The 10,997-nt window shown below is 69.0% G+C and carries 13 protein-coding genes; 9 read left to right on the top strand and 4 right to left on the bottom strand.

The features are described 5' to 3' along the window. Positions 1–15 precede the first annotated feature (15 nt). From SK803_RS42005 to SK803_RS42015, 3 genes are read right to left on the bottom strand one after another with little or no spacing between them, the layout of a single operon-like run. Complete coding sequence (locus SK803_RS42005; RefSeq protein ID WP_319971803.1) at positions 16–666, bottom strand: ABC transporter ATP-binding protein; 651 nt, start codon at positions 664–666, stop codon at positions 16–18. Next, on the bottom strand, positions 663–1,703 hold the full coding sequence (locus tag SK803_RS42010; protein WP_319971804.1) for a peptidoglycan-binding domain-containing protein: 1,041 nt from the start codon (positions 1,701–1,703) through the stop codon (positions 663–665). The genes SK803_RS42005 and SK803_RS42010 overlap by 4 nt, the downstream gene beginning before the upstream one ends. An 8-nt stretch (positions 1,704–1,711) precedes the next feature. Then, the gene (locus SK803_RS42015) at positions 1,712–2,203 is read right to left on the bottom strand and encodes a hypothetical protein (protein WP_319971805.1); all 492 of its coding nucleotides are present in this window, start codon (positions 2,201–2,203) and stop codon (positions 1,712–1,714) included. A gap of 89 nt (positions 2,204–2,292) precedes the next feature. Between SK803_RS42015 and SK803_RS42020 the strand changes: the two genes are divergently transcribed. The 7 genes from SK803_RS42020 (at position 2,293) to SK803_RS42050 (ending at position 7,009) form a co-directional block, all read left to right on the top strand. Beyond that, complete coding sequence (locus SK803_RS42020; protein WP_319971806.1) at positions 2,293–2,952, top strand: response regulator transcription factor; 660 nt, start codon at positions 2,293–2,295, stop codon at positions 2,950–2,952. Beyond that, the gene (locus tag SK803_RS42025; RefSeq protein ID WP_319971807.1) at positions 2,949–4,091 is read left to right on the top strand and encodes a sensor histidine kinase; all 1,143 of its coding nucleotides are present in this window, start codon (positions 2,949–2,951) and stop codon (positions 4,089–4,091) included. The genes SK803_RS42020 and SK803_RS42025 overlap by 4 nt, the downstream gene beginning before the upstream one ends. Before the next feature lie 101 nt (positions 4,092–4,192). Next, entirely contained in the window at positions 4,193–5,140 is a 948-nt protein-coding gene (gene sepH, locus SK803_RS42030) for a septation protein SepH (RefSeq protein ID WP_319971808.1), read from the top strand. Between the two features lie 73 nt (positions 5,141–5,213). Next, on the top strand, positions 5,214–5,498 hold the full coding sequence (locus tag SK803_RS42035; protein WP_319971809.1) for a hypothetical protein: 285 nt from the start codon (positions 5,214–5,216) through the stop codon (positions 5,496–5,498). Positions 5,499–5,575: 77 nt separating this feature from the next. Next, complete coding sequence (locus SK803_RS42040) at positions 5,576–5,971, top strand: hypothetical protein (RefSeq protein WP_319971810.1); 396 nt, start codon at positions 5,576–5,578, stop codon at positions 5,969–5,971. A gap of 233 nt (positions 5,972–6,204) precedes the next feature. Then, positions 6,205–6,621: a hypothetical protein gene (locus tag SK803_RS42045; RefSeq protein WP_319971811.1), complete on the top strand. Its 417-nt coding sequence runs from the start codon at positions 6,205–6,207 to the stop codon at positions 6,619–6,621. Then, positions 6,587–7,009: a hypothetical protein gene (locus SK803_RS42050; RefSeq protein WP_319971812.1), complete on the top strand. Its 423-nt coding sequence runs from the start codon at positions 6,587–6,589 to the stop codon at positions 7,007–7,009. The genes SK803_RS42045 and SK803_RS42050 overlap by 35 nt, the downstream gene beginning before the upstream one ends. Here SK803_RS42050 and SK803_RS42055 read toward each other — a convergent pair. Further along, the gene (locus tag SK803_RS42055) at positions 6,996–7,229 is read right to left on the bottom strand and encodes a hypothetical protein (protein ID WP_319971813.1); all 234 of its coding nucleotides are present in this window, start codon (positions 7,227–7,229) and stop codon (positions 6,996–6,998) included. The two genes, SK803_RS42050 and SK803_RS42055, sit on opposite strands and share 14 nt — an antisense overlap. 148 nt (positions 7,230–7,377) lie before the next feature. Here SK803_RS42055 and SK803_RS42060 point away from each other — a divergent pair, with 148 nt between their 5' ends. Next, positions 7,378–9,120 carry an ABC transporter ATP-binding protein gene (locus SK803_RS42060; protein WP_319971814.1) on the top strand — a complete coding sequence of 581 codons (1,743 nt, stop codon included), beginning with the start codon at positions 7,378–7,380 and terminating at the stop codon, positions 9,118–9,120. Beyond that, positions 9,117–10,934, top strand: a complete 1,818-nt coding sequence (locus SK803_RS42065) for an ABC transporter ATP-binding protein (protein WP_319971815.1) — start codon at positions 9,117–9,119, stop codon at positions 10,932–10,934. Before SK803_RS42060 ends, SK803_RS42065 begins: the two co-directional genes overlap by 4 nt. Positions 10,935–10,997: the final 63 nt, after the last annotated feature.

Below are 10,997 nucleotides of genomic sequence, written 5' to 3' on the forward strand. Positions count from 1 at the left end.
GGCGCAGCAGGTCGATCACACGATCACCCCGTCCCGCACCTCGACGCGGCGCGGCGCCCACGCCGCGATGTCCCGGTCGTGCGTGATCAGCACGATCGTCGTGCCGTCGGAGTTGAGGCTCTCCAACAACTCCAGCACGCCCGCGCCGTTCTGCGTGTCGAGATTTCCGGTCGGCTCGTCGGCGAGCAGGATCCCCGGCGTGTTCACCACGGCTCGGGCGATCGCGACCCGCTGACGTTCACCACCGGACAGCTCGTGCGGCTTGTGCAGCGCGCGGTTGATCAGACCGACTCTGTCCAAAGCGGACATCGCCATGGAGCGTCTCTTCGAGCGCGGCACGCCGGCGTAGACGAGTCCGGAGGCCACGTTCTCGATCGCGGACAGCCCGTCGGTGAGGAAGAACTGCTGGAACACGAACCCGATCGTGCGTGCCCGCAAAGCCGACAAAGCGTTGTCCGACAAGGTGGAGATGTCGTTGCCGTCGATCTCGACCGTCCCTGTCGTGGGCTTGTCGAGCGTGCCCATCAGGTGCAGCAGCGTCGACTTCCCCGAGCCCGACGGTCCCACGATCGCGAGCATCTCCCCGCCCCCGACGGTCAGGGAGACGTCGCGCAACGCCTGCACACCACCGGGATACGTCCGGCTCGCGTGGTCGACGGTGATCACTCGGTGGTCACCACCTTCATGCCTTCGCGCAGGCCCTCGCCCTGCACCTCGACCTGGCCCTTGGCGAAGATCCCGACGGTGACCGGGATGGTCTTGCCGTCGTCGGTCACCAGGCCGTAGCCGCCCTCGTTCAACGCGAGCAGCGCGCCGATCGGGACCGCGAGCACGTTCTGCTTCTTCGCCACCGTGAACAGCGCCGTGACGTTGGCGGTGTCGAGTCCTTCCGCGGCCTTGGGATCGTCGACGGCGATCGTCAGCACGATCTTCGGCTTCTGCCCCTGGTTCTGGTCGCCGGGGGTGCGGGTGATGCCGGTGATGGTGCCGGTGGTGGGCTTGCCGCCGGTGATCGACAGCTCGACCTTCTCGCCCTGCTTGGCGAGGCGCTGCTTGGTCTGCTCCAGTTCGACGGTCACCGCGCGTTCAGTGCCGGTGACCTTCATCAGGTCACCGCCGGCGGGTGCGCCGAGCTGCCCGGTCAGTGAGGCCACCCGGATCGCTCCCGGCTGGACGATCACATCACCGGAGCCGAGCTTTCCGGTCTGCTCCAGGCCGTTGGCCTTCTGCCACTTCTTCAGCGCGGAGGCCGTGTAGGAGGTGAACTTCTCGTCGGGGGCGCCGAAGTCCTTGAACCCCAGTGCGGCGAGGTTCTCCTCCACCACCTTGACGTCGGGTCCGTTCGACATGCCCGCTTCGAGATCGCGGTAGAGCGGCATCGCGCTGTAGAACAGCGGCACCGGCTTGGCGTCCGACCAGAACACCGGTTTGCCCTGGTCGATGACAGCGCCCTGGTTCGGCAGCCCGGTGATGGTGCCACTTTTCCGGCTGGCCAGAGCTCGTTCCGCGCCGAAGCCGAGCTGGCCGCTCGCCGACTGCTGGTCCGCGAGGTTCGTCTTCTTGACCGGTGTGGTCTTGGCCGGGTCGTTCTGCAACGGTGCGGCGTTGGCCTGGTTGGACGCGATTCTCGTGAGCACCACGACCCCGCCGGTGCCGAGCACCACCGCGGCGACGAGCGCGGCGATGAGGATCTTCCTGTTCACCTGGCGCTTCATCCGACGGGCCTCGCCGCGATCATGCCTTCACCGAGGCCGCAGTCCTTCATGTCCTGCTTGACCTTGTCGTCTTCCATGTCCGGCATCTGCCTGGCCTCTGCCAGGCCGCCGCCCTCGAACTTGGGGTCGGGCCAGTCGTGTCCCTTGTCCCGCATGCACTTCGCCTGCTGGCGCATCTTGTCCTGCTCCTCCGGCGACGGCGGCTTGAACTCGCCGCCGTTGGGCAGGTGCTTCTTGCAGGCCTCGTGGGCGGTCTTCATCTTCTCCTCGTCGAGGGGAGCACCGTCCTCTCCGCCCTGGATCGTGATGCCCATGCCGTCCTCGCTCGTCTGCGGGTCCGGCATGTCGACACCGTTCTCCCGCATGCACTGGGCGAACTTGACCATGTCGCCCTTCTCGTCCTTCTGAGCGCCGCCCGGCTGCTCTTTCGACCCGCAGGCGGTGAGCGCCAGGAGCAGGCCCAGCACCAATGCGATGGTGGATTTCATGGGGACAGGTCTACGGAGGGCGCCATTCGACGGCGCTAAGCGAAAGCCTTTATCCGGCGCTTATCCGCTGTTCGCGGAAGATGGGTGTCATGCGTGTGCTGGTGGTCGAGGACGAACAGCTGCTCGCGGACACGATCGCCGAGGGGCTGCGGAGGTTCTCGATGGCGGTGGACGTCTGCTACGACGGCGAAGCGGCGTTGGAACGGGTGGGGGTGCACGCGTACGACGTCGTGGTGCTGGACCGCGACCTGCCGCTCGTCCACGGTGACGACGTGTGCAAGGCGGTGCACGCGACCGGCGGCGAGGCGCGGGTGCTGATGCTGACGGCGGCGGCCGAAGTGGACGATCGGGTCGCCGGGCTCGGGCTCGGTGCCGACGACTACCTGACCAAGCCGTTCGCGTTCGCCGAACTGGTGGCGCGCGTGCAGGCACTGGGCCGCCGGGCCCGTCCGGCCTTGCCGCCGGTGCTCGAACGGGCGGGCGTGACGCTGGACCTGCCGCGCCATCAGGCGTCGCGCGACGGGAAGTTCCTGCCGCTGTCCCCGAAGGAGTTCGCCGTGCTGGAGGTGCTGATGCGGGCGCAGGGCAACGTCGTGAGTCCCGAGGAACTGCTGGAGAAGGCCTGGGACGAGCACGCCGACCCGTTCACCAACGCCGTGCGGGTGGCGGTGATGACACTGCGGCGCAAGCTGGGCACGCCGCAGGTCATCCAGACCGTGCCCGGCGCCGGCTACCGGTTCGGCTCGTGACGCTGCGGACCAGGCTGACGGCCTGGTACGCCGGGGTGTTCCTGATCGCGGGCATCGCGCTGATCGGGCTCAACTACTGGCTGCTCGCCGAGTGGACACCGGGCGACGGCGTGGCGATGGCCAGGACGGTGCCGGCGGAGCTGATGGACCCGTACACCGGGTACACGGCGGTCGAGGCGGCTCAGCTGCCGGGTGACACCGCGGTGTTCACCGGCGAGCAGATCAAGGCGAGCACGATGAACACGGTCCTGTGGCAGTCGATCATCGCGCTGCTGGTGGCCGCGGTGATCGCCGTCTGGCTCGGCTGGGTGGTGGCCGGACGGGTGCTGGCGCCGTTGCACTCGATCACCACGACCGCGCACCGGCTGGAGGCCGAACGGCTGGACCAGCGCATCGAGCTGGACGGGCCGCCGGACGAGCTCAAGGAGCTCGCGGACACCTTCGACGGCATGCTCGACCGGCTCGCGTCGTCGTTCGACAGCCAGAAGCGGTTCGTCGCGAACGCCTCGCACGAGCTGCGCACGCCGTTGGCCGTGCAACGGACGTTGATCGAGGTGGCCTTGGGCGACCCCGGCGCGTCGGACGAGATCCGCCGTCTCGGAGCGCATCTGCTCGACACCAACGAGCGAAGCGAGAAGCTCATCGACGGGCTGTTGCTGCTCGCTCGCAGTGACCGCGGCCTCGCCACGCGTGAGCTGGTGTGGCTGGACGAGGTGATCGACGACGAAGTGGAGTCGTGCGCGGCGCTGGCTTCGGAGAAAAACGTCACGTTTGCGGTCCAGACGCGCAGGTATCTGGTGGACGGCGATCCGGTCCTACTTGCCCAGCTCGTCGGCAACCTGTTGCGCAACGCCGTGCTCTACAACAAACCGGGCGGCTCCGTGTCGGTGCGGCTTGATCAAGAACTGATCGTCACCAACACCGGTCCCACCGTGCCTGCCCAGGCAGTACCCGGATTGTTCGAGCCGTTCCGCCGGCTCCGCGACCGCACCGGGACCGCCGGATCCGGCCTCGGTCTGTCGATCGTCCAGTCCGTCGCGAAGGCCCATCAGGGCTCGGCGAAGGCTCGCCCGAACGGGGGAGGCGGGCTGGTGGTCCAGGTGAACCTTCCGGAAACGGGAGTGCGACAGGCCTCGTGAACTGGCAAGATCACGTAGAGATATCGGCGAGTCTCCCACCCAAGGACGGCTCGTTGTCCTAACGTTGTCTGCTGGCGAGGTGCGAATTCAGGGAGGCCACGATGCGAGCGCTGCGAGTCATCGGGCTCGACGAGGACGGCAAGTCCGTCATCCTCGAGGACCCCGAAAACCGCGGCGAGCGCTTCACGCTCCCCGCTGACGAGCGCCTTCGGGCGGCCCTGCGCGGTGATCTGGCGCGCCTCGGCCAGATGCAGATCGAGTCGGGCGAGGCCCTCATGCGGCCGCGCGAGATCCAGGCCCGCATCCGCGCCGGTGAGTCGATCGAGCAGGTCGCGGCTGCCGCGGGCATGCCGACGCACCGCATCGAGCGCTTCGCCTACCCCGTGCTGCTGGAGCGCTCGCGCACGGCCGACCTGGCCCAGCGCGCGCACCCGGTCCGTGAGGACGGTCCGGACGTGCAGACGCTCGGTGAGGTCGTCGCGCACTCCTTCGGGCTGCGCGGACACGACCTGTCCGACACCAAGTGGGACGCGTGGCGCGGCGACGACGGCCGCTGGATCGTGCAGCTGCACTGGATGACCGGGCGCTCGGAGAACCGCGCGCACTGGGCGTTCCACCCCGGTGCGCAGGGCGGCACGGTCACGGCGCTCGACGACGTCGCGGTCGACCTGATGGACCCGAACCCGAACCGGACCCTGCGCACGGTGCGGCCGGTGACGCAGCTGGCGCGGCAGGCCCTGGAGGCGACTCCGGTGCTTCCCGCCGTTCCGGTCGCGGAGGAGCCCGTACCCGTGCCGGTGCAGGCCTCTGCTCCGGCACCCGCCCCGGCGCCGGCCCCCGCTCCGGTGGTGGCCGAGATGCCGGTTCAGGAGAAGCTGCCTGAGCCGGAGCCCGCGCCTGCCCCTGCCGCACCACCGGTGAAGAAGGAGCAGGAGCCCGCGGCGGAGAAGCCGGTGCGCAAGGACCCTCCTCCGAAGCGGGGGAAGAAGAACCACCCCATCGTTCCATCGTGGGAGGACGTTTTACTGGGCGTGCGGTCGAACCGCTGATTGACGCGCAGTGGGACGCCGTCTCGCGCTGGCTGCCGGAGTGGGTGCACTCCTCGGGCTTGCCTGGTGGGGAATGTTCGAGCTCATCGCCTCGGAAGTGGTCTGCTCGAAAGACGACTGGGGCTGCCTCGGCGCCTTCGTGACGGCCGTGCCGGTCTTCGCGGTGGCAGGAGCGGTCCTCGGTTGGCTCGCGCTGCGTTCGCTGAGCGTGTCGCGGGCAGGGCTGGTGGCCCTGCCCGCGACCCTCATGGCGGTGGTCGCGATGGTGCTGCTGCTCGGGAGGCCGTATCTCGGCTTCGTGGTGTTCGCCTTGCTGTACGTGTTGATCGCCGTGCTCACGGCTCCGCGTTCGCAGTGAAATTTCGCAGTGAAGATCCTGTAGAGGGTTTGTGCAGATCGGCCGTGTTCCCGGCTTGATCGGATAGTTGTTGGCGCATGGTTTTGCGCACGGTCGTGGGGGCCGTTGTCGGGGTGGTCGTCGGTGCCGGATTCCTGCTGAGTTTGGACGTGCTTCCGTCGCGCTGTGACGGACTTCCCGGAGGACCGGGCTGCGCCGTGGTGGCGGGGATGGCGTTGCCGGTGCTCTTCGCGTTCTGGATGTTCGTCGCCGGTGCGCTGTTGTGGGCCGGGTTGCGCAAGGAGCGCAGCTGGCAGGCCACCGGGATCGGTGGCGGGCTGTGGCTCGTGCTGATCGTCGCGGCTGTCCTCGTCGAGGACTTCTACCTGGACCTCCTGCAGGAGGACGGGCGTCAGTTCCGGTTGGCAGCGGCCGTGATCGTGCCGTGCTTCGCCTACGCCGTGGCCGCTCTGAGCACGAGAAACAAGACGTGACGTACGAGTTGGCCTTCCCAAAGTGCCCTACTAAGGGCGAGGCATGCGAGTTGTGGCCGGACCCTGTGACGCTGCTGCTGCAGGCGGTCGGCTGGGTGGTCGGCGTGGGTCTCGTCGTCACCCTGCTCGTGTACCTGATGGTCGACCTGCGGAAGAGCAGGCGCGGTCGTCCGTAGCCGGTCGAGCAGTTCTCCTCATGGCGAGGTCACCGGCGACTCGCCATGATCGGTCGCATGAGGGCGGTCACGGCGGCGTTGACGGGCGCGGTGTGCGGGGCCGGGTGGTTCGCGTCGATCGAACCGGCCGGCGACCTCCCGTGCCGGGAGAGCGGGCTGGGGTGCGCGCTGTTCGCGGTGCTGATCCTGATCCCGGCGCTGGTGGTCGGCTGGGGACTCGTGGGGTGGGGGCTGCTGCGGCTGGGCCGGTTCTCCCCCGCCTGGCCGACGGCCGTCGCGGGGACGGTGGCCGCGGTCGCGTTGCTGCTCCTCAGTTCGTTCCTGCTCCGGTTCGTGCAGGTCCAACTGCCCGAGGAGAGCGGAATCGTTGTCGTCGCTCTCGCCGGAGCCGGTGGCTACGCCTTGGCTGCCAAGGTGACCGCTGGTTACGGTGGGCGGCGTGACCGAACAGAGCACCGCGGGCAGGACGGGTAGGGCAGGCCGCCGGCTGCTGTTCCGGGTGGTCCTGTCGATGGCCGTCGGGGCAGGGCTGGTGCTCGGGTGGACGTGGGCGTACGAGTCGGGCTTCCTGAAGTCGTGGCTCGACAGCACGTCGATGTCGACGTTCCTGCTGCTCGTGCTGATCGGGTTACCGCTCGCGCTGGTGTCGTCGCTGGTGCTGGCCGGGCCGATCCTGTGGATCTTCGGCGTGCGGCCGGTGTGGCCGATCATCCTGCTCGGCCCGATCCTGCTGGGGATCGGGCTCTACTTCAAGGTGCACGAACCCGTCATCGGGTGGTTCTCGAACCGGCACCACGCCGAGGCGTTGCTCGCGGCCGTCGCCTACGGGCTGGTCGGCCTGTTCACCTTCAAGAAGTCGTAGGTACGTCGTCCAGCAGGTGCAGGTCCCAGCCCTCGCGCTCACACCAGTCCTCGGCCTCCTCCCGCGAGACGAACATCGCGTGCCGCGGCCTCGGGCCGGCCAGGTGGTCCCAGCCGTCCGGAGCCAGCACGTAGTTCGCTCCTTCGCGTGAAGCGATGAGCCGTCCGTGTGGAAACGCCATCGTCTGCTCGGTTCGCAGATACCGCGTCATGGTGGTCATCGTGCCCTTGACCTCGACCTAAGTCGAGACAGCAGGCTCCGGTGGGGAGAAAAACCGGATGCTGACCGTCGGTCGTTCTTCGTAGTTTGGAGACGACCTGGAGGGGGCTCACCGCGTGAGCGATCAACGTAACTCGACAATCCGGACCTTGCGGAGGTTGTGGCCGTACGTGCGGCCGCACCGCGCACGGATGGCTGTCGTGATGTCGGCGACGATGCTTGCGATGCTGTGCGGTCTCGGCATCCCGCTGCTCACGCAGCGCATCGTCGACGGTCCGATCCAGAACAAGCAGACCGCGCTCCTGCCGTGGCTGATCCTGGGCGTGCTGGTGCTCGGGCTCAGCGAAGCAGGCCTGTTCTACATCCGGCGCAAGCTCGTCGCCAAGCCCGCCGCCGAGGTCGAGGCGCGGATGCGGCTCGACCTGTACCAGCGCCTGCAGCGGCTGCCGGTGGCGTTCCACGACCGGTGGCAGTCCGGTCAGCTGCTGTCCCGCGCGACGAACGACCTCACGACCGTGCGGCGGTTCGTCGCGTTCGCGATCATCTTCCTGATCGTGAACACCCTGGTCGTGCTGATCGGGCTGGGCATCATCGCGGCGCTCTCACCGTGGCTGGTGATCGTGTCGTTGTGCGGCGCGCTGCCGTTGATGATCATCTCGTACTTCTTCGAGTCGAAGTTCAAGGTCGTCGCGCGCCGGGCCCAGGACCAGTCGGGCGACCTGACCACGACGGTCGAGGAGTCGGTGCTCGGCATCCGGGTGCTCAAGGCGTTCGGGCGCGGGCCGGAGCTGTCCAAGCGGTTCCTGGCGCAGGCACGGGAGCTGCGGGCCACCGAGCTGAACAAGGTCTCGATCCTGGCCGCGCTGTGGTCGGTGCTGATCGTGCTGCCGGAGCTGTCGATCGCGGGCATGCTCGGCGTCGGCGCGCTCGGCATCGTGAACGGCTGGATGACGGTCGGCACGCTGGTCGCGGCCGTCGCGGTGAGCGCTTACCTGCGCTGGCCGATCGACTCCATCGGCTGGTTGCTGGCGGAGACGAACCAGACCGCCTCGGCGCTGGAACGCTACTGGGAGGTCATCGACTCCCCCGTGACGATCACCAGCCCCGCCACGCCCGCGCCGCTGCCGGCCCCGCTGCGCGGGCACGTCCGGTTCGAGGGCGTGCGGTTCGCGTTCGACGACGGCCGCGAGGTGCTGTCGGGCGTGGACCTCGACCTGCGGCCGGGCGAGACCGTGGCACTGGTCGGCGCGACCGGCTCCGGCAAGACGACGCTGACCGCGCTCGTGCCGCGGCTGGCGGACGTCACCGGCGGCCGGATCACGATCGACGGCGTCGACGTGCGGGACCTCTCGCTGGAGGACCTGCGGCGGGTGGTCGGCACGGCGTTCGAGGAACCCGTGCTGTTCTCCGCGTCGGTGACCGAGAACGTCGGGCTGGGAGTGCCGGACGTGACCGAGAAAGCGGTGCGCGAGGCGTTGCGGGTGGCCAAGGCCGAGGAGTTCGTGGAGGCGCTGCCGTGGGGTCTCGCGACCCGCATCGGCGAGCAGGGTCTGTCGCTGTCCGGTGGTCAGCGGCAACGGCTGGCGCTGGCCCGCGCGGTCGTCGGCAGGCCGTCCGTGCTGGTGCTGGACGACCCGCTGTCGGCGCTGGACGTCCACACCGAGGCCGAGGTGGAGGGGGCGCTGCGCCGGGTGCTGAGCGACGCCACGGCGTTGGTCGTGGCGCACCGGTCGTCGACGGTCCAGCTCGCCGACCGCGTCGCGATGCTGGTCGACGGCAAGATCGCCGCGATCGGCTCGCACCGGAAGTTGTTGGAGACGAACGAGGAATACCGGCGCCTGCTGTCCAGCATGGACAGTGAGGAGATCGTGGAAGAGGAGGTGGCGTCGTGAGTGAAGAGGAGTGGCGCGGCGTCGCCGCGGAGGAGATCGACGAGATCTCGCACTCGACGGGACTGCGGCTGCAGGCTCGGTCGCGCAAGCTCCTGGGCTCGTTGCTGCGCCCGCACATCGGCCGCGCGTCCCTGGCGGTCGCCGCGGTGATCGGTGGCAACCTCGCGAACCTCGCGGGCCCGCTGCTGATCGCCGCCGCGATCGACCGCGGCATCCCGGCGGCGATGGGCGGCGGCCTGTCGATCCTGGTGTGGTGCGTGGCCGGGTACGCGGTCTGCGCGGTGCTGACGACGTTCCTGCGCTGGGCGTTCCTGCGGATCTCCGGCCGCGTGGGCCAGGACCTGGTCCTGGACCTGCGCGGGCGGATCTTCCGGCACTCGCAGCGGTTGTCCGTCGGATTCCACGAGTCCTACACGTCCGGCAAGGTCATCTCACGGCTGACCAGCGACGTCGACGCGTTGCAGGACCTGCTGGAAGAGGGCCTGGACAGCCTGTTCAACGCCGCTCTGTCGGTGGCGGGCATCGCGATCATCCTGCTCTGGATGGACGCGCCACTGGCGTCCGTCGTGGTCGCGGGCTTCCTGCCGCTGTACTTCATCTGGCGCTGGTTCCGCCGTCGCTCGATGGAGGCCTACCGAGGCACGCGCGGCGCCATCGCGAAGATCATCATCCAGTTCGTCGAGTCCATGAACGGCATCCGCGCGGTGCAGGCGTTCCGCCGCCAGCCCCGCAACGAGCAGATCATGACGGGCTTCAACGCCCAGTTCCGCGACGCGAACACCGACGCCCTGGGCGTGATGGCCACGTTCGTCGCGACGATCCGCGTGATCGGCAACGTGTCCCTGGCCGTCGTCCTGGCCTGGGGCGCCTACCGGGTCGCGGGCGGTTCCCTCGAACTGGGCGTGCTGGCGGCGTTCATGCTGTACCTGCGCCGCTTCTACGACCCGTTCGACGAGCTGGCGATGTTCGCGAACTCCTACTCCTCGGCCACGGCCGCGCTGGAGAAGATCTCCGGCATCCTGGAGGAGGAGCCGTCGGTGCCCGAACCCACCAAGCCCGTGGCTCTGCCGCACGCGCGAGGTGCCATCCGGTTCGCCGACGTCGAGTTCCGCTACCCCGGCACGAGCCGGCAGGTGCTTCCTCGCTTCTCCTTGGACGTGCCAGCAGGCCAGACCGTGGCGTTGGTCGGCGCGACCGGTGCCGGCAAGACCACCGTGGCCAAGCTCGTGGGCCGGTTCTACGACCCGTCCGCCGGCACCGTGCTGCTGGACGGCGTGGACCTGCGTTCGGTGGCGGACACGGACCTGCGCCGAGCCGTGACGATGGTGACCCAGGAGAACTTCCTGTTCTCCGGCTCGGTGGCCGACAACATCGCCCTGGGCCGCCCGTCGGCGTCCCGTGCCGAGATCGAGGCAGCAGCCGCCGAACTGGGCGCGCACGAGTTCATCGCCGCGCTCCCCGACGGCTACGACACGGACGTCCGCAAACGAGGCGGCCGCCTCTCCGCGGGCCAACGCCAGATGGTCGCCTTCGCGCGCGCCTTCCTGGCCGACCCCGCCGTGCTGGTCCTGGATGAGGCAACATCATCACTGGACGTACCCACCGAACGCGCCGTGCAGGCCGCCCTGGAGACAGTGCTGGCCGACCGGACGGCGTTCATCATCGCCCACCGCCTGTCGACGGTCCTGATCGCGGACCGCGTACTGGTGCTCGATGGTGGCATTGTGGTGGAAGACGGCTCCCCAGAGGAGCTGATCGGTGAGCGGGGCCGTTTCGCGGCCCTGCACACGGCCTGGCGCGACTCGCTCGCCTAGGCCTGTGGTGGCGGGGGGGGGCCGGGGGGGGTGTGGGGGGGGCGCCCCCCCCCCACCCCCCCC

The organism is Lentzea miocenica, assembly GCF_033949945.1.
Classification (GTDB): Bacteria; Actinomycetota; Actinomycetes; order Mycobacteriales; family Pseudonocardiaceae; genus Lentzea; species Lentzea miocenica.